Genomic DNA, 19,870 nt, shown 5'->3' with positions numbered 1-19,870 from the left:
TTGCCATTTTTTTTACTAATTCAATTTATTTAAATTTTATTTTTTAGCTTCTTTATTTTCGTCAGATTTAGCTCCCATTCTATTGACAGTATACATTGGAGCAAATTTCACTTTTAAACCTGCAATTTTTCTATTGTCTTCAGAGCTTAAACCTTCTTTTTCAACCGTATTTTTTCGGTTGTCAAGTGCTTCATACAATACTTTAATCTCATCCCAGTCTTCACGAGAGTAACTATCTTTATTATCCTCAACTGTATGAACAAATTGTTGGTACACACTATGAATATTTTGGGCGTTTACCCAAGAAAAACTCATATCGTCTCCAATTTTTCCTTCACCAAACAAAGCATTACGCAATTGTTGTTTAGGACTTGGAGCAGGTGGGGCAAAAACGGTGGTCATTTCATTTTTAAATTCCTCGTACTTTGTTTTACTTGCGTTTATCCTTTCGGTTTCAGCAGCATTATCTTTAATGTCAGCAAGTGCTAACTGTGCATTTTCAGCTCTTCTATCATATTCAGCTTCAACAGCTGCCCACTCTGCTTTCAAATCATCAGCTTTGACATTTTTTACTGAGTCAACGTAGGTTACATAAGCATCAATTGTTTTCTGAGCCTTTTCTTGTTTTTCGTCTTTACACGATGTAAAACTCAATGCAATTAATGCAATTCCCGATAATAATTGTATGTTTTTCATAATTCTGATTATTTAATATTACAATACAAATATAGTTAAATTTTTAAATAATTATACATTTTAATCAAATATTTAATAATTTTATTAAAAATAATTTACTAAAAATTGCAAAATATGAGAATTATGTAAAAAGTAATCAGAATCATATAACAAGTATTTCATTGATTAAAATATTTTTTATTTAATCCTTGATATAACGAACGTAAATCATCTGTAAAATCTTCTCTTGTAACAAAAATCAATTTCAGGCTACTTATCGTTTATTGAAAAGTGTTTTGTACTTTTAAAACCAAATTGTAATACGAAATGGCAAATCCATTAATTAAAATAACTAACATTAAACGAGATTTTGTACTTGGTAATGAAATCGTTTATGTTTTAAAAGGAATAGATTTAGAAATCAACAAAGGAGAATACGTAGCTTTGATGGGACCATCAGGATCCGGAAAATCAACTCTAATGAATTTGTTAGGCTGTCTGGATACCCCAACTTCCGGAAACTACATTTTAAATGGAAAAGATGTCAGCCAAATGAAAGATGATGAATTGGCAGGAATTCGAAATAAAGAAATTGGTTTTGTATTCCAGACTTTTAATCTTTTACCAAGAACGACCGCTTTAGATAATGTTGCATTACCTATGATTTATGCAGGTTATTCTAAATCTGACAGAAATGAACGCGCTGTAGAAGTTCTAAAACAAGTAAATCTTGCAGACAGAATGGATCACCAGCCGAATCAGCTTTCCGGAGGTCAACGTCAGCGTGTTGCCATTGCCCGTGCTTTGGTTAACAAACCTTCCATCATTTTAGCTGATGAACCAACAGGAAACTTAGACAGTAAAACTTCTGTAGAAATCATGAAGCTCTTTGGAGATATTCACGCACAGGGAAATACCGTAATTCTGGTAACACACGAAGAAGACATTGCGGCTTATGCACATCGCGTAATTCGTTTACGTGATGGTTTGATTGAAAGCGACACTACTAAATAATTTTAGATTTCTGATTTTAGATTTTAGATTGCTTGTGCTACCCATACTTTTGCAATTTTAAATCTATAAATTAAACAAATTTAGATTCCTATCATTAATCTAAAATCAAAAATCTACAATCTAAAATAAAATGAAGGTATATACAAAAACCGGAGATAAAGGAACAACGGCTCTTTTTGGGGGTACGCGTGTTCCTAAAGATCACATTAGAATTGACAGTTACGGAACTGTTGACGAATTGAATTCTTATATAGGATTGATTCGTGATCAGGAAATGGATTCGCATTACAAAACTATTTTGATTGAAATTCAAGATCGTCTTTTTACGGTGGGCGCAATTTTGGCAACGCCACAGGAAAAAGAAGTTTTAAAAAACGGCGAGCTTCGATTGAAAAATCTTGGCATCATTGATTCTGACATTGAGTTGCTCGAGAACGAAATAGATAAAATGGAAGAAAGCCTTCCGCCAATGACGCATTTTGTTTTACCCGGAGGCCACCAAACCGTGTCATATTGTCACATTGCACGCTGTGTATGCCGTCGCGCTGAGCGTTTGGCAGTACATTTAAGTCATAATGAGCACGTTCCTGAAATCGCAATCATGTACTTAAACCGACTTTCTGACTACCTTTTTGTCTTGGCACGGAAGTTGTCCTCAGACTTAAAAGCGGAGGAAGTGAAATGGATTCCGAGGAAGTAAAATTTTAGATTTTAGAGTTCAGATTTTAGATTATTAATAGGTCCAAAATCTAAAATCAACAATCTGAAAACCGCAATATAAAGAGACGTTCTTAAATTTTATTAAAATAAATCAAAATTTACTTGTCTTTTTCAGTAAAAAATTTATTTTTGCACAAACTAAACAGATAACAGATGTATTGGACATTAGAATTAGCATCTTATTTAAGTGATGCGCCATGGCCTGCTAACAAAGACGAACTTATTGACTATGCTATTAGAGCTGGTGCTCCATTAGAAGTAGTAGAAAACCTTCAGTCAATTGAAGACGAAGGAGAGATATATGAATCAATGGAAGAAATTTGGCCTGATTATCCAACAGACGAAGATTATCTTTGGAATGAGGATGAATATTAAAAAATAAACCAAAGGAAAAAGTCTCATCACAGAGGCTTTTTTTTTGGTTCTAAATACAACATTTACATATAATAGAAATATAACAAATCATGAGTTTCATAAACAGTATTATTAAAGTCTTTGTAGGTGATAAATCACAGAAAGATGTCAAAGCTTTACAACCTTATTTAAACAAAATTAAAACATTCGAAACCAGCTTAATGAGTTTGTCACACGACGAATTGAGAGCCAGAACCGCATATTTTAAAGAAAGAATAAAAGAAGCCAGAGCTGATAAAGATGCTAAAATTGCTACGCTTAAAGCGGAAGTAGAAAACATCGAAGACATCGACAAAAGAGAAGATCTTTATGATGCTATTGATGCTCTTGAAAAAGAAGCTTACGAAATCTCAGAGAAAACTTTATTGGAAATTCTTCCTGAAGCATTCTCTGTAGTTAAAGAAACAGCACGTCGTTTTAAAGACAATTCTTTTATTGAAGTTACTGCAACTCCAAAAGACCGCGAATTTTCAGCTACAAAAACATACGTTACTATTGAAGGCGAAAAAGCAACCTGGGCTAACAAATGGAATGCTGCTGGTAAAGAAATTACCTGGGACATGATTCATTATGATGTTCAGTTAATTGGTGGTATGGTTTTGCACGAAGGTAAAGTTGCCGAAATGCAAACGGGAGAAGGTAAAACTTTGGTAGCTACTCTTCCTCTTTACTTAAACGCTTTAACTGGAAACGGTGTTCACTTAGTAACGGTGAATGACTACTTAGCAAAACGTGATAGTACATGGAAAGCGCCTTTATTCGAATTCCACGGTTTAACTGTTGATTGTATTGATAATCACCAGCCAAGTACAGAACAAAGAAAAAAAGCATACGACGCTGACATCACTTACGGAACCAACAACGAATTTGGTTTTGACTACTTAAGAGATAACATGGCGCATTCGCCAAACGATTTAGTACAAAGAAAACACAACTATGCAATTGTCGATGAGGTCGATTCTGTATTGATTGATGATGCAAGAACGCCACTTATTATTTCAGGACCGGTTCCGCAAGGAGATCGTCATGAGTTTAATGAGTTGAAACCAAAAATTGAAAACCTGGTTTCTCAACAACGTCAGTTAGCAAATGGTTTCTTGGCAGAAGCTAAAAAATTAATCAAAGAAGGAAACACTAAAGAAGGTGGTTTCTTATTATTGAGAGCTTACAGAAGTTTACCTAAAAATAAAGCATTAATTAAATTTTTGAGTGAAGAAGGAATTAAACAATTGCTTCAAAAAACTGAAAATCAATATATGCAGGATAACAATCGCGAAATGCATAAAGTGGATGAAGCTTTGTATTTTGTAATTGAAGAAAAAAATAATCAGGTGGAATTAACAGATAATGGTATTAAATACCTTTCTGGAGATACTGATTCCGATTTCTTCGTTTTACCAGATATTGGAACAGAAATCGCAGCTATTGAAAAACAAAAACTGGATAAAGATGCTGAAGCAGAAGCTAAAGAAAGATTATTCCAGGATTTTGGAGTAAAAAGCGAGCGTATTCATACGCTGACTCAGCTTTTAAAAGCATACGCCTTATTCGAAAAAGATGTAGAATATGTTATCATGGACAACAAAATTATGATTGTCGATGAGCAAACAGGTCGTATCATGGACGGTCGTCGTTATTCTGACGGATTACACCAGGCGATCGAAGCTAAAGAAAATGTAAAAATCGAAGCTGCTACACAAACATTTGCAACTGTTACATTACAGAATTATTTCAGAATGTACAGCAAATTAGGCGGTATGACAGGTACAGCGGTTACAGAAGCTGGAGAGTTATGGCAGATTTATAAATTGGATGTTGTCGAAATCCCAACCAACCGTCCGATTTCAAGACAAGACAAAGAAGATTACATCTACAAAACTACACGTGAGAAATTCAACGCTGTAATTGAAGATGTTACCGAATTATCAAATGCAGGAAGACCAGTATTAATTGGAACAACTTCTGTAGAGATTTCAGAATTATTAAGCCGTATGTTGAAAATGAGAGGCGTTACACATAACGTTTTGAATGCGAAAATGCACAAACAAGAGGCTCAAATTGTAGAAGAAGCAGGTAAAGCCGGAGTTGTAACCATTGCAACAAACATGGCTGGTCGTGGTACCGATATTAAATTATCTCCAGAAGTTAAAGCTGCCGGAGGTTTAGCAATCGTTGGTACAGAGCGTCATGACTCTCGTCGTGTTGACAGACAGTTACGTGGTCGTGCAGGACGTCAGGGAGATCCGGGAAGTTCTCAATTCTACGTTTCTCTTGAAGATAACTTAATGCGTTTATTTGGTTCTGAAAGAGTAGCTAAAGTAATGGATAGAATGGGACTACAAGAAGGTGAAGTTATTCAGCATTCTATGATGACTAAATCTATCGAACGTGCTCAGAAAAAAGTAGAAGAAAACAACTTTGGTGTTCGTAAACGTTTATTAGAATATGATGACGTTATGAACTCTCAACGTGAAGTAGTTTACAAACGTCGTCGTCACGCCTTATTTGGTGAGCGTTTGAAACTGGATATCGCTAATATGCTTTATGATACTTGCGAATTAATTGTAAGTCAAACTAAACCTGCTAACGATTTCAAAAATTTTGAGTTCGATTTAATTCGTTATTTCTCTATCACTTCTCCAATTTCAGAAGCTGATTTCCAGAAACTAACTGATATCGAAATTACAGGAAAAATATACAAAGAGACTTTAGCTTTCTATACGGAGAAAACAGAAAGAAGCGCAAGAGAAGCTTTCCCAATCATTAAAGGAGTTTACGAAGAGCCAAACAATCATTTTGAGCGTATCGTAGTTCCATTTACTGACGGAATCAAAACTTTGAACGTGGTAACTGACTTGAAAAAAGCATATGACAGTGAAGGTGCTCAATTAATTGCTGATTTTGAGAAAAACATCACTCTTTCTATTGTTGATGAGGCATGGAAAAAACACTTACGTAAAATGGACGAATTGAAGCAATCTGTTCAATTAGCCGTTCACGAACAAAAAGATCCATTGCTTATTTACAAATTAGAAGCTTTCAACTTGTTTAGAGGAATGTTGGATACCGTTAACAAAGATGTTATTTCATTCTTATTCAAAGGTGATTTACCAGCTCAAAACGTTCCTGAAATTCACGAAGCAAGAGAAGTTCGCCAGAAAGAAAACTTCAAATTAAGCAAAGATGAAATTCCAAACAGCGAAGACATCAACCGCGAAGCTGGAGAAACACAACAACGTCAGGTTACTGAAACAATTGTGAGAGATATGCCAAAAATCAACCGTAATGATACTGTAACAGTTCAGGAAGTTGCAACAGGTAAAACTGAAGAAATGAAATTTAAAAAAGCAGAGACTTTAATCGCTTCTGGCGCTTGGGTACTTGTTAAATAATACTATTTAAACCCGACAGGTTTTAAAAACCTGTCGGGTTTGTCAAATCGAGAATCCGCAACTACTTTGTAATTGCGGATTTTTTTTGCAAAAAATCTAATATTTATTCTTTCTAAAACGAATAAACTGTATTTTTGCCAGCGTAAACAATAAACAGAGCTTTGAAGCGAATTTTAATCGTATTTCTTTCTTGCATGCTTTTACTTCCTTCTTTTGGAAGCTTCTTTGTTTATACTTCATTCAAATTAAATCAGGAAGAAATTTCAAAAACCATCTGTGTGCAACGAAAAATGGTTTTTAATTCTTGTAACGGTCGATGCGAACTTCAGAAAAGTTTGAAGAAATACGCTGACAACGAAAAAAGAATGCAAAACAATCTGAAAGAAAAAGCAGAAGTTGTTTACATTCAAAATACAGCAACTGCTAATTTTAAATTAGTAACTCCCATTGAATCTAAAGCAAAAGTTTTTGCTTCTTTTGATGAGAAACCAATTTCGGTTTCAAACAGTACTTTCCACCCTCCATCCTATTTTATATAAATTTTAGCTACACTTTTCAATTTCAAAATTGAAAAGATTTTTTTTCTTGGCTTTACGTCAGAAAAAAAGATATGGTACTTTTTAAAATTTATATAATTTAAAATGAAAAAAATATACTTTACCCTACTCATCATAGGGCAATGTGTCTTTGCTCAAAATGAAGTGAAGCAAGACACAGCAAAATCTCACGAATTAGAAAACGTTTTTATAACCGCCAATCGTACTGCAACTATTCGCAAGGAAACTCCTGTTGCTATTAGTAAAATAACAGCAAAAACGATTAACGAAACCAAAGCAACAGCAGTCTACGAAATCATCAATAAAACGCCAGGAGTTTTAATGGTCAATTTAGGAAACGAACAGCACATGATGTCGATTCGCCAACCAATGACGACCAACGCCTATTATTTGTATTTGGAAGATGGCTTACCAATTCGCCCGATGGGAATCTTTAATCATAATGCTTTACTAGAAATAAATCAATATAATTTACAAAGTATAGAAGTGGTTAAAGGTCCTGTTTCTTCTTTGTATGGGCCGGAAGCTGTTGGCGGAACGATTAATTTAATTTCAGTAAAACCGCCTGTTGATCCTGAATTTAAATTTGGCGTTCAGGCCGATAATTATGGTTACAGAAGATTTCAGGCAGCCGGCGGTGCAACGATTGGAAAAGTTGGTTTTCATATTGCCGGAATTTCAAGCTTACAAGAAAATGGCTGGATGACGTATTCTGATTACAACAAAGATAATTTGAATGCAAGAATTGATTACAACATCTCTCCTTCTACCCGACTGATTAGTAATACCATGTATGGAAAATATTACTCTGACATGAGTGGAAGTGTAAACGAAGATGCTTTTAATAACAGAACTTATAAAAGCACAACAGATTTTACCTATAGAAAATCTGATGCTTTAAGAACACGTTTAACATTAGAACACGATTGGAACGATAATTCAAGCAGTTATATTACGGCTTATTTACGTGATAATAAATTAGGCCAAAATCCATCGTATGGGATTAAATGGAGCCCAACCGTAAATCCCACAACGGCGAAAGGAGAAGTAAATTCGAATAACTTCAAAAGTTATGGTGCTATCGGCCAGCATACTCAAAAATTTGATTTCTTAAATACTAAAATTGTTGCCGGAGCCTTATACGATTATTCTCCGGTTACCTATTGGTCTTATGTAATTGATTTGAAAGCGAATTTAAATCCGGGAGAACCTGGCAAACAAACCGTAGATTCTTATGGAATTATTGCAGAACATCCAGATTCTAAATTAGCCGATTATAGCGCTGATATTTTCAACACAGCTGGTTATGCACAAGTAAATTTTAATCCAATAGAAAAACTAGTTGTTACTGTTGGAGGTCGTTATGACAACATGAAAGTCAATTACGACAATGCTATAGATAATTCTACAGGAAGCAAAATTTATGACAAAATGACTTTCAAAGCGGGTGCAAATTACAATCCGTTTGAATTTGCCGGTTTTTATGGCAATTATTCTCAAGGATTTGCGCCTCCGGGAATCACTTCTATTTTCAGAACAAAACCTGGGACTGGCGGAACAACTGGCGTTCCTGCTGATTTCTATTATAACTTAGAACCTGCTACTTTCAACAATTACGAAATTGGTGGATGGCTTTCTGTCCTTCAAAATAAATTAAATTTTGATTATGCTTTCTATTATATGGAAGGAAAAAATGAACTTTTAAATATCAAACTTGCAGATAATTCAACTGATTATCGTTCGGCCGGAGAAACGCGCCATAAAGGAATCGAATTTGGAGCTACTTACAGACCATCAAAACAAATCAACTTTCGTCTTGGCGGAACTTACGCGCAACACACTTATGTTGATTTTAAACTTTCAGACAAACCGTCTGATCCAGTGCAGAATTTAAACGGAAAAGAAATGCCATCAGCACCAAAATGGTCTGGAAATTCGGAGTTAAGTTATTATCCAAACTGGCTTCCTAATCTTAGAACTTCTTTTGAATGGCAACTTGTTGGAAGTTATTATCAAGACCAAATCAATACCGTAAAATACGATGGTTACAACATCTTCAATGCGCGAATTGGCTATCAATGGAAAGGAATTGAAATCTATGGAAACGTACTTAATTTAACAGACAAATTATACGCTTATAATGTTACCAGAGCCAATACAGCAAACGCTCAACCAACCTATACTGCAGCGGCGCCAAGAACTTTTGTTTTCGGAATCCAGTATAATTTTTCATTAAAGAAATAATATTTAGCCACAGATTAAAATCATTTACATCCTTTAATCTGTGGCTAAAACATCAAGTAGACAAATCATAAGAACACGAATATGAGTAAAGAAATAAAAGAGAAAAAGTCTAAAAAGAAAGATCCTAAGCTTGTCAAAAAAATCAAGCAGCACATGTACAAATGGCATCGCACAATAGGTTTGATTACCATTATTCCTGTAATTTTCTGGACATTATCTGGTTTAATGCACCCGTTTATGGCGCATTTTTTCAAACCGGAAATTGCTCATGATAAACTGGAGCAGCAAATTATTGATAAAAACCAACTGCATTTTTCCATTCAGGAAGTTTTGCAAAAAAACAACATCAACGAATTCAAAAATTTCAGAATCGTTTCCTTTAACAATGTTACCTACTATCAGGTAAAAACGATTTCTGGTGCACTATTGTATTTTGATAGTTCAAACGCAAAAAAACTCGAAAACGGAGACCAAAAATATGCAGAATGGCTTTCCCGTTATTTTTTAGACGATCAGAAAAGTGCCGTAAAAAAGAGCGAAATTGTTACCGAATTTACCGAACAATACAAATATGTAAACCGTTATTTACCGGTTTACAAACTGAGTTTCGATCGTCCTGACACTATGGAAGTTTACGTAGAAACCTCTTCCGGTAAACTGGCAACTTATAATCCAACTTCAAGACAATGGTTTATTTGGTTTTTCGATACTTTCCATAATTGGTCTTTTGTAGATGCAATCACCAATAACAGCATCCGAATCATTACCATGATTTTTTTATTATCCATTATTGGATTTTCTGCCTTGAGCGGAATCTTAATTTATGGTTTATTATGGAAACAATTCAAAAAAACAGATAGTTTACAACCCAAAAAAGGACTTCGAAAATACCACCGCCAAATCGGGATTTGGATTTCGCTTTTCACTCTAACTTTTGCTTTTAGCGGTGCATATCACGCTACTACAAAGTGGGCTCCGTACACTTTATCGCAAATGGTTTACGAACCAACTTTTGAAACCAAAGCAATTCCTTTAGCCAGTAACACTTTGAATTTAGACTGGAGTCGTTTCCAAAACACGGGTATAATTACTTTAAACGACACAATGTATTTTCGTTGTCAGTTATTGGAAAAAGAAAAATTCAAAAAACCAAAAGCCGATTCTAATTCGAAATGGAATAAAAAAGACGACAAAAAATCGGAGGTAGTTTATATTAACGCTACAACAAATAAAATTGTCCCAAATATTGATCTTGAATATGCCGAATTTCTGGCGTATTATTTTACAGATGGAGCCCCAAAAGCCGCTTGTTGTGAGATGGTAGAAACTTCAGACGAACCGGAAGCTTCATTAGAAAATGCAAAACTATTAGAATCAAAAGTTCTAACCGATTTTGAAAGCAGAGAATATGGTTTTGTAAATAAAAGATTGCCTGTTGTAAAATTGGCCTATGACACTCCGGAAAAAACTACTTATTTCATCGAAACGGCAACTTCCAGATTGGCAGCTAAAATTAAAGCCTCTGATATGGTAGAAGGCTATTCGTTTGCTATTCTCCACAAATTTTTATTTATGGACTGGGCAGGAAAAAATATTCGCGATCTAACAATGGTTCTGGCCGCTTTGACCATTCTGATTGTTAGTATTTTAGGGTTTATTTTGTTTTTGAAGAAGTAAAAAAGGTACTGAGGTTCTAAGTTGCTAAAGTTCTAAGTTTTTTTCTTAGCAACTTAGTAACTTAGCGCTTAGTATCTTGGATTTTCTTCGTAATATCGCGCTTCAATTCGTTTAATATCTTTTATAGAATTCCTTGCCCAGGCCAAACGTTTCTCCAGAATTTCCTCTTCTGACAATTGCCATTTGATATCTGAATTTCGTAATCTATTGGTTAAGTTTTGAATGATGATCGCAGCGGAGACCGAAATATTCAAACTCTCCGTAAAACCAACCATCGGAATTTTAAGAAAACCATCTGCTTTTTGTAGAATCTCTTCTGACAATCCGTCTCTTTCTGTTCCAAAAAATAAGGCACTTGGTTTTGTAATATCGAAATCTTCCAACAAACAATCATTTTCATGCGGTGTTGTTGCAATAATTTGGTAACCCTGATTTTTTAAAGTAGAAACACAAGTTGTAATGGAATCAAACTGATTGATATCAACCCATTTTTGAGCACCCATCGCGATTTCTTTATCGATTTTTTTTCCGTAGCGTTGCTCGATAACATTCAATTCCTGAATTCCGAAAACTTCACAACTGCGCATAACTGCACTTGTATTGTGCATCTGAAAAACGTCCTCAACCGCAATTGTAAAATGTTTGGTACGGTTTCCGAGTACATTTAAAAATCTTTCTTTACGATTGTCGGTTAATATATTTTCAAGAAAGGCCAGGTAATCTAAATCAATCATTTTATTTGAGTTTGGCGCAAAAATACATTATAAATAAAACAGAAAGAAAAATTCATGCGCATTTTCAACGCACTACATCTTCAAGAAGAGTATTATTCAGTTTTTCATGCAGCTGATTTACATTGGTAAAATCTATTTTCAAAGTTTCATCGGTAAAAGAATCACCACTAAAGAGGACACTCTCATCTTTAGAATGCTTTTTTAAACGTTCATACATTTTATCGAGTTCGACAACAGGAAAATCGGCATTAATAAAGGAAAGAAAATTTTCTATGACGCTTTGCATTCCTTCATTATAATTAAGTTTGATAACATTTTGATCCATTTGATAGAAATCCAGAAAGCCCTGGAAATATTTTTCTAAAACCAAAGCTCCATATTGCTGAAAACTAATTTCCGTAATTTCTTTAGTTGTAATTCCAAAAATAGCAGCTGGCAATACATTAGGAATCATGTGCATTCCTGTACGTTTTTGATGCGATTTTAATACTTCAACGGGGTTTCTGTAAAGCAATCCAAAAGGCAATTCAGGAAAAATCGATCTCAAATAATTGGCATTAAAGATATGCCAGGCATCTAATTTTATAATTAAGCTCTTTTGCTCCGGAAATCGCTTTTGTCCCAATAATGCAAGTACTGATTTTAAAAGAATACCTTTTTTATCTAAATCAAAAAGATCACATCTCAGAATTTCATCTATAATGGGTGCTTCAGAAATCATAACATTCTCCGAAGAAGATGCCAAAGATTGACTCAACATCGTAGAACCACAACGCGATACATGAAATATCAAGGACTTGAGTTCAACAGAAATTAATTGATTAGACCATTCTATAAGATTTTCCGCAGTTGTAACTACTTGAAATGGTTTTGAGTTATAAGAATGTTTCCAGCATTTTGAAATTGTTTCCTCAAAAAAAGGTTCAGCATATCTTATATCATCTAAATAAATCCATTCAAAATAAACCTCGTTATCTTTTTCTATTAATTTATACGGAATCCAGTTTGAAAGAGGATGATTTCTATTTTCCATTTTTTCTCTTTATTCTGCTAATAAATCAGCGATAATTTTAGCGTTAACTTCTGATAGATTTCTTGAAAGTTCCGCTATAATCTGTTGTTTTACATCCTCTGAATATTGTACTTTTTCTTTGGAATACTCTAAGTCAAAACCCATTTCTGTAAATAATTTATCCGACCAATCATTTCTTATACAATCAAGCGTTAAATGAATACGCGGTTCAGTACTTTTGTTTTCCACGCTATGCGGAAGCTGAAAATTGGCGTACCAGCAATCGCCCATTTTCATTGGAACTCGTTTTTTATCTACATAAAAAAACACTTCAGAATTTGTTATAATGGGAATATGGATTCTGAAAAAACCATCTTCATAAGAGGTATCATTGTCAACATGTTCTTTTATTTCACTTTGTGGGCCTAATCTAAGCAATCGCACTGCTTCTTTTTCGCATTGAAACCAATCCATTATTTCTTTAAAATAAGGACAGCGATCAAGCAAATCTGTGTTTTTGTAGGCTTTATTTGCAAAAGATGTAATGTCGTTTGTTAAACCGGATTGCGATCTTAAAGAAACACTTGTCCAATTGCCTTCATATCGATTGGTATTAAAATGAGGAGTCCACAAATGAGTTTCGCATATCGCGAGTTCTTTTTGTAATTTATCTATTGAGAAAGAAATCGGAAGTTTACTGAAAGATGGATTCATGTTTTTAATGATTAGATTATACGTTAAGCTAAATTGGTTATAATAAAATCGTATAACTTATGAGTTGAAAAGGGCACCGTTTCACAATCTGTTTTTAGTACCAAATCTGCTCTTGAGGGAACCTCATATAGATCACTTATTCCCGTAAAATTTTTTATTTTGTTACAATCGTTATCTGGCAATAATGCCTTTTCATACAATCCTTTAGGATCTCTCTTTATCAAATTATTTATAGAACAATCGAGAAATACTGTTCTGACAAATTCATAGGATCGTAATTCATTTCTGAGGTTTTCATAAGGATTTATTACTGACATCAAGACGATTGTATCTTCACTTATAAAATTTCGTCCTAAATTAAAAAGGCGTCTGACATTTTCGCATCTGTCCTCTTTAGAAAATCCTAAATCTTTACAAATTGTCTTTCTGTAAACATCACCATCAATTATTTTAACCTTGTAACCTTTTTCAATTAACAAATGCCGAACATTTTCTGCTAATGTCGTTTTACCTGAACCTGACAATCCTGTAAACTGAATTAAAATCATCGAAAATTGGCTTTGTTTTATTCCTATTAAAGCTAAATAATTTATAAGACCGGTACAATAAGTAGAAATACGCTTTTATCAGCGTTCCAAATACTAAAAAAAATACGGTATAAATTCCCTTTTATCGAAGAATTAGATACGTAAATTACTATTTTTATCTTTTAATTAAATAAGATGAAAAAGAAGTTAGTTGTTTTAACCGGAGCCGGAATTAGTGCTGAAAGTGGTATCAAAACGTTTCGTGACAGCGATGGTTTATGGGAAGGCCATGATGTGATGGAAGTGGCAACTCCAGAAGGTTGGCGCAAAAATCAGGAATTGGTTTTAGATTTTTACAACAAAAGACGTCAGCAGCTTAAAGAAGTAGAACCAAATTTAGGTCACAAAATTTTAGCCGAATTAGAAAGAGATTTTGATGTTCATATTATTACACAAAATGTTGACGATTTGCACGAACGCGCAGGCAGCTCGAAGGTTTTGCATTTGCATGGAGAATTATTAAAAGTACGAAGCGTTCAAAATAGAAATCATATTCTCGATTGGACCGAAGATTTATATACCGGAGATTTTGATGAAAACGGACATCAATTACGACCACATATTGTTTGGTTTGGAGAAGATGTTCCCGCATTGGAAGAAGCGATTGAAATTACGGAAACGGCAGATTATTTTGCGGTGATTGGAACGTCATTACAGGTGTATCCTGCGGCCGGACTAATTTCTTATACATATAGCATTACACCGGTTTTCTACATTGATCCAAAGCCAATTGCGATTCCGAATATTCAAAATAAAGTTGAAGTTATTGCGAAGCCTGCATCTAAAGGCGTTGCAATTATGAGAGAAAAATTATTTGAAATGGCGAAAACAATATGATATTTCAAAGCTGGTTACAGCTCTTATCTCAATTTAATTTACTGAGTTTATTTGTTTTCTTTTTGATAGAAAATTTAGTTTTGATAATTCTGTCTGTTCTTTTAGCCAAATTAATTGAATATGATAATACGAAACTGAATAAAACAGATCGTAAATGGGTAATTGCAACTTTGATCTGCAATACATTTATAACACTATTAGGCTTTGAATTATATCGTTTTGGCATTATCAAAATAGATTTTTTTCCATCATTATTTTCAATTGTAACGGATACTTTATTGTTGATTATCGTAATGGATTTTTTCATGTTTTGCTTCCATTTTCTGGCGCATTATTTAAAATGGTTTTCTCCCATTCACAGACTTCATCACACACATGTTGAAACCAGTGTATATAGCCTGTATGTATTGCATCCGATAGAAACTTTAGGATTTGGAATTATCTGGTTGTTTTCGATTACGATTTTGAACTTCAACTATTTTAGTATTATTATTTATCTAATTTTAAATCTTTCATATGGAATATTTGGCCATTTAAAAACCGACATATTTCCCGATTTCTGGCATAAAAATTTTGCTACAAAATGGATATCAACAACTAAATTTCATTCTGATCATCATAAGCATCAGTCGCATAATTATGGTTTTTATTTTACCATTTGGGACAAAATCTTTAAAACTATTTTCTAAATCATACTATTAAGGCATAATATATCTCTTGTAACTTTCAGAAGTTTTAACAATGACTTATATTTGCACCTTTCGAACAAACAACATAACAATGACTACTTTAAACGAATTGAATGCTATATCGCCAATTGACGGAAGATATAGAAGCAAAACCCTTTCATTAGCACCTTTTTTCTCTGAAGAAGCTTTAATCAAATACCGTGTATTGGTTGAAATCGAGTACTTTATTGCTTTATGCGAAGTACCATTGCCACAACTTTCAGGTGTAAACCCAAATTTATTTGACAGTTTAAGAGATATCTATAAAAAATTCTCAACTGAAGATGCGCTTTGGATTAAAGAAACTGAAAAAGTAACCAACCACGACGTAAAAGCGGTGGAATACTTTATCAAAGATGCTTTTGAAAAATTAGGTTTATCTCAATATAAAGAGTTCATTCACTTCGGATTAACATCTCAGGATATTAACAACACTGCCATTCCGCTTTCTACAAAAGAAGCTTTTGAGCAGGTATATATGCCTTCTTTAATTTCTTTAATTTCTAAATTAAAAGAATTAAGCGTAGAATGGAAAGATATTCCAATGTTGGCCCGTACGCACGGACAACCAGCTTCTCCTACTCGTTTAGGTAAAGAAATTTTAGTTTTTGTAGAGCGTTTAGAAGAGCAAATGCGTTTGTTATTCAACATTCCGTTTGCAGCTAAATTTGGTGGTGCAACAGGAAACTATAATGCACATCACGTAGCTTACCCGCAAATCGACTGGAAGCAATTCGGAAATAAATTTGTAGAAACAGATCTTGGTTTACACCACTCTTTTCCAACAACTCAAATTGAACACTACGATCATTTTGCAGCCTTTTTTGATGCTTTAAAAAGGATCAACAATATCATTATTGATTTAGACCGTGATATTTGGACTTATGTTTCGATGGAATATTTTAAACAAAAAATCAAAGCAGGCGAAATTGGATCATCTGCAATGCCACATAAAGTTAACCCAATTGATTTTGAAAACTCCGAAGGAAATTTAGGAATTGCAAATGCTATTTTCGAACATTTAGCAGCTAAGTTACCAGTTTCAAGATTACAACGTGATTTAACTGACAGTACTGTTTTACGTAATATTGGAGTTCCAATCGGACATACTATCATTGCTTTTGAAGCTACATTGAAAGGTTTAAACAAATTGTTATTAAACGAATCAAAATTTGCTGAAGATTTAGAGAAAAACTGGGCAGTTGTTGCTGAGGCTATTCAAACTATTTTACGTCGTGAAGCGTATCCAAATCCATACGAAGCTTTGAAAGGTTTGACAAGAACAAATGAAGCAATTGACAAAAAAGCAATTCATAATTTTATTGCAACTTTAGAAGTTTCTGATGCTATTAAAGCAGAATTAATGCAGATAACACCTGCAAATTTCACAGGTATTTAATCTTTCCTGAATGAAATTTAGACATATTATTGTTTTATTTTTATTTTTAAATTTAACAGCATATTCACAAGAGAAAGTCGTCGATGAAATTGAGATAGAAATTCTAAAAACAAAAGAACCATCATCTTTTTCGACACTACTTTTAAGAGGAATAAAATTTGACCAGACGAAGTATAAGTATATTATGGTCAAGTGCCGTGTAAAATCATTGAATTTAAATCACGCCAAAATCAGCGCTTTTTCATTAGTTGATAATGAAAACAAATTAAGATATCGCCTTGGAGATTATTTAGGATATGCCGCAGTTGTTGGAAATCCAGAAAGAAATTATTTTAGGAAAACAAAGTCTAAAGATAAAAATTACGGACCAAACCTTCCTCAATATAATCCAAGTGAGATAGATCAATTTGATAAATTCAACTTAAAAGGATATCTTAATGTTGAAATACCAGTTGAATTTGGAACAACAAAAAATCCAGATTCAAGTATTGTTTTTTTTGGAAGAACTGCCTATAAAAATTTTAAAGCTGAATTGTTTTTCATTGTTCCTAAAGAATTGAATGTTTCAACTTTTGATTTATATTATAAAGACACGCAAATAGGAATTGCAAAAATAGAGTAATGAAAATTGATTTAAATCCCAACAAATACTCAGGATTTTAGAGAAAACCTAAAATATTTTCTCAAAAAAAGCTATCTTTAACGATAGCTTTTTTTATTCCCTATAAACCCGATTGGAATTAGCCCAGATTAGAATGAAAAGCCTTTTGTAAAAAAAACTATATTTTTTGTAGATACAGAGCGACCAACGGAAGCTCCTGTAACTACTTAAAAAAAAATGTTTTTTGAATAAAAGCTTGAAATGGAAAGCTGGATTAGCTCCTGAACAAAAAATACCACTTTATGATTTCTCTATACGCTGCTGCAGAAACTACACACCATTTGAGACCTTTAATTAGTGATTTGGGATTAATCCTGATCACTGCCGGAATCGCTGTATTACTTTTTAAAAAAATGAAACAGCCTTTAGTTTTAGGTTATTTGATTGCTGGTTTTTTAGCTGGAAACCATTTTGATTTTTTCCCATCCATCACAGAAATGAAAAGTGTTGAAGTTTGGGCTGAAATTGGTGTGATCATTTTGTTGTTTAGTTTAGGACTCGAGTTTAGTTTTAAGAAATTAATGAAAGTTGGCGGTACGGCTTCAATTACGGCTATTACCCAAATTATTACCATGGTCATTATTGGTTATCTGGTCGGGCAATGGATGGGCTGGGCGTCTATGGATAGTATCTTTCTTGGGGTAATTTTATCAATTTCTTCAACTACAATTATTCTGAAGACCTTTGACGAACTAGGCGTTAAGGCACAAAAGTTTGCCGGAATTGTTATCGGATCCCTTATTGTTCAGGATATTGTGGCGATTTTAATGATGGTTTTACTTTCGACTATTGCGGTAAGTCAGCAATTTTCTGGAAGCGAATTGATGATGTCTGTTTTAAAACTGATTTTCTTTTTGACTGTTTGGTTCTTAGGTGGAATCTTTTTTATCCCTACCCTTCTTAAAAAAACAAAGCATTTATTAACTGATGAGATGCTATTAATTGTTTCATTAGCCTTGTGTTTAATGATGGTTAGTTTTGCTGCCAATGTTGGATTTTCACCTGCTTTAGGAGCTTTCATCATGGGGTCTATTATTGCCGAAACCACGCAGGCAGAACATATTGAACATTTAATAAAACCTGTAAAAGATTTGTTTGGGGCGATTTTCTTTGTATCTGTGGGAATGTTAATTGACCCGAAAATGTTGTATACACATGCGCTTCCGGTTGCTATTTTAACGCTTGTAACTATTGTGGGGCAATCTGTAAGTTCTACAATTGGTGCCTTACTTGCTGGTCAGCCTCTGAAACAATCTGTACAAACCGGAATGAGTTTGTCGCAAATTGGGGAATTCTCGTTTATTATTGCTACGTTAGGAATGACTTTAAATGTTACTAGTTCGTTTTTATATCCTGTTGTAGTAGCCGTTTCTGCTATAACAACCTTTACTACGCCATTTATGGTGAAATACGCGGTTCCTTTTTCAAATTTTCTGGAACATAAATTACCAAGAAAATGGGTCAAAAACATTAACCGTTATAGTGTCAATGCGCAAGCAATAAAATCTGTGAGCATCTGGCAAAAAGTACTGAATGCTTATATCGTACAGATTATTCTCCATACCGTTATTATTACGGCCGTCATTTTATTATCAGCCAAATTTGTTGCGCCTTTAGTAGCTGACACCCGATTTGGAAATACATTGGCAGCTCTTATAACATTGGTTGTTATCGCTCCCTTTTTATGGGCACTTTCATTACGACGTATAGCCGATGAGGAAGTAGAATTATTGTGGAAAGAACGCAAATACCGTGGAGCACTATTGATGATGATTTTGATAAGAATGAGTTTAGGTTTATTTTTCATTGGTTTCTTGCTGAATATTTTCTTCTCTCCATTGGTTGCTTTTGTTGCCTTGATCATTGCTATTGCTGCTTATCAAATATTCCCGAAAAAACTAAATGAGCAATATCATAGAATTGAAAGTCACTTTTTGAAAAACCTAAACGATCGTGAAAACAAAAAAATAGACAGGCGTTATGCCAACTTAATGCCCTGGGACGGTCACATGTCGTTTTTTGACATCGGAAAAGAATCGAATCTGGCTGGAAAAACCTTAGAGGAATTACGCATTCGTGAACAAATGGGAATTAATATTGCCTACATAAAACGAGGGGACGTCATGATCTCAATCCCAACTAAAAATGAGCGTTTGTTCCCTGGCGATGAAGTATGTGTAATTGGTACAGATGCCCAGGTTACCGAGTTTACTAAATATTTAAATCAAAACGAAGTCGAAGCACCTGATACTGTTGAAGAATCTCAAATTGTCTTACGCCAGCTGGAAGTTTCACAAGATGAATTTATCGATAAGAGCATCGGCCAGTTTAGAGGAAAAACAGGTGGAATGGTTGTAGGAATTGAAAGAAACGGAAAGCGAATCTTAAACCCTGAATCCAATATCGTATTAGGAAAAAATGATATCATCTGGGTTGTTGGAGATAAAAAAAGAATGAGTGAGTTGATGAAGAGAACTTAGATAAAGTTTCTAAGACACTAAGAAT

Annotated in this window: 17 protein-coding genes; 12 read left to right on the top strand and 5 right to left on the bottom strand. The window is 34.0% G+C overall.

The genetic code is table 11. The annotated features are described in order from the left end of the window. Positions 1–36: 36 nt before the first annotated feature. Positions 37–696 (bottom strand): DUF6565 domain-containing protein, encoded by a 660-nt coding sequence (locus tag Q7C23_RS10190; RefSeq protein ID WP_375032423.1) that lies wholly within the window; start codon positions 694–696, stop codon positions 37–39. 306 nt (positions 697–1,002) lie between these two features. On the opposite strand from Q7C23_RS10190, the gene Q7C23_RS10185 reads away from it, so the two are divergent. The 7 genes from Q7C23_RS10185 to Q7C23_RS10155 all read left to right on the top strand — a co-directional run bounded on the left by Q7C23_RS10185 (position 1,003) and on the right by Q7C23_RS10155 (position 10,693). Then, positions 1,003–1,689, top strand: coding sequence for an ABC transporter ATP-binding protein (locus tag Q7C23_RS10185; RefSeq protein WP_375032422.1), 687 nt, complete (start codon positions 1,003–1,005; stop codon positions 1,687–1,689). A gap of 130 nt (positions 1,690–1,819) precedes the next feature. Continuing rightward, positions 1,820–2,389, top strand: coding sequence for a cob(I)yrinic acid a,c-diamide adenosyltransferase (locus tag Q7C23_RS10180; RefSeq protein WP_375032421.1), 570 nt, complete (start codon positions 1,820–1,822; stop codon positions 2,387–2,389). 173 nt (positions 2,390–2,562) lie between these two features. After that, complete coding sequence (locus tag Q7C23_RS10175) at positions 2,563–2,784, top strand: DUF2795 domain-containing protein (protein WP_007138072.1); 222 nt, start codon at positions 2,563–2,565, stop codon at positions 2,782–2,784. 89 nt (positions 2,785–2,873) lie between these two features. After that, positions 2,874–6,215, top strand: a complete 3,342-nt coding sequence (gene secA / locus Q7C23_RS10170) for a preprotein translocase subunit SecA (protein WP_375032420.1) — start codon at positions 2,874–2,876, stop codon at positions 6,213–6,215. Between the two features lie 161 nt (positions 6,216–6,376). Beyond that, complete coding sequence (locus tag Q7C23_RS10165) at positions 6,377–6,754, top strand: hypothetical protein (RefSeq protein ID WP_375032419.1); 378 nt, start codon at positions 6,377–6,379, stop codon at positions 6,752–6,754. A gap of 102 nt (positions 6,755–6,856) precedes the next feature. Continuing rightward, entirely contained in the window at positions 6,857–9,016 is a 2,160-nt protein-coding gene (locus Q7C23_RS10160) for a TonB-dependent receptor (protein WP_375032418.1), read from the top strand. 81 nt (positions 9,017–9,097) lie between these two features. After that, on the top strand, positions 9,098–10,693 hold the full coding sequence (locus Q7C23_RS10155) for a PepSY domain-containing protein (protein ID WP_375032417.1): 1,596 nt from the start codon (positions 9,098–9,100) through the stop codon (positions 10,691–10,693). A 68-nt stretch (positions 10,694–10,761) separates the two neighbouring features. On the opposite strand, the gene Q7C23_RS10150 is transcribed toward Q7C23_RS10155, so the two are convergent. From Q7C23_RS10150 to cysC, 4 genes are all read right to left on the bottom strand, one after another. Next, the gene (locus Q7C23_RS10150) at positions 10,762–11,427 is read right to left on the bottom strand and encodes a TrmH family RNA methyltransferase (RefSeq protein WP_375032416.1); all 666 of its coding nucleotides are present in this window, start codon (positions 11,425–11,427) and stop codon (positions 10,762–10,764) included. Positions 11,428–11,491: 64 nt separating this feature from the next. Next, positions 11,492–12,460, bottom strand: a complete 969-nt coding sequence (locus Q7C23_RS10145) for a sulfotransferase family protein (RefSeq protein WP_375032415.1) — start codon at positions 12,458–12,460, stop codon at positions 11,492–11,494. Positions 12,461–12,469: 9 nt separating this feature from the next. Then, a complete protein-coding gene (locus tag Q7C23_RS10140) occupies positions 12,470–13,153 on the bottom strand; it encodes an aspartyl/asparaginyl beta-hydroxylase domain-containing protein (RefSeq protein ID WP_375032414.1) in 684 nt (227 codons plus the stop codon). A gap of 23 nt (positions 13,154–13,176) precedes the next feature. Then, a complete protein-coding gene (gene cysC, locus Q7C23_RS10135; RefSeq protein WP_375032413.1) occupies positions 13,177–13,701 on the bottom strand; it encodes an adenylyl-sulfate kinase in 525 nt (174 codons plus the stop codon). Positions 13,702–13,875: 174 nt separating this feature from the next. Between cysC and Q7C23_RS10130 the strand changes: the two genes are divergently transcribed. From Q7C23_RS10130 to Q7C23_RS10110, 5 genes are all read left to right on the top strand, one after another. Then, positions 13,876–14,577 carry an NAD-dependent deacetylase gene (locus Q7C23_RS10130; RefSeq protein WP_375032412.1) on the top strand — a complete coding sequence of 234 codons (702 nt, stop codon included), beginning with the start codon at positions 13,876–13,878 and terminating at the stop codon, positions 14,575–14,577. Between the two features lie 80 nt (positions 14,578–14,657). Then, on the top strand, positions 14,658–15,266 hold the full coding sequence (locus Q7C23_RS10125) for a sterol desaturase family protein (protein ID WP_375032411.1): 609 nt from the start codon (positions 14,658–14,660) through the stop codon (positions 15,264–15,266). A 91-nt stretch (positions 15,267–15,357) separates the two neighbouring features. Continuing rightward, positions 15,358–16,704: an adenylosuccinate lyase gene (gene purB / locus Q7C23_RS10120; RefSeq protein WP_072973163.1), complete on the top strand. Its 1,347-nt coding sequence runs from the start codon at positions 15,358–15,360 to the stop codon at positions 16,702–16,704. Between the two features lie 10 nt (positions 16,705–16,714). Next, positions 16,715–17,326 carry a hypothetical protein gene (locus tag Q7C23_RS10115; protein WP_375032410.1) on the top strand — a complete coding sequence of 204 codons (612 nt, stop codon included), beginning with the start codon at positions 16,715–16,717 and terminating at the stop codon, positions 17,324–17,326. Between the two features lie 281 nt (positions 17,327–17,607). Then, positions 17,608–19,845, top strand: a complete 2,238-nt coding sequence (locus tag Q7C23_RS10110) for a cation:proton antiporter (protein ID WP_375032409.1) — start codon at positions 17,608–17,610, stop codon at positions 19,843–19,845. The last annotated feature ends 25 nt before the right edge of the window (positions 19,846–19,870 follow it).

The sequence above is a fragment of the Flavobacterium sp. LAR06 genome (genome assembly GCF_041946075.1).
In the GTDB taxonomy this organism is placed as follows: Bacteria; Bacteroidota; Bacteroidia; order Flavobacteriales; family Flavobacteriaceae; genus Flavobacterium.
This window is presented reverse-complemented; position numbering and strand designations above follow the sequence as displayed.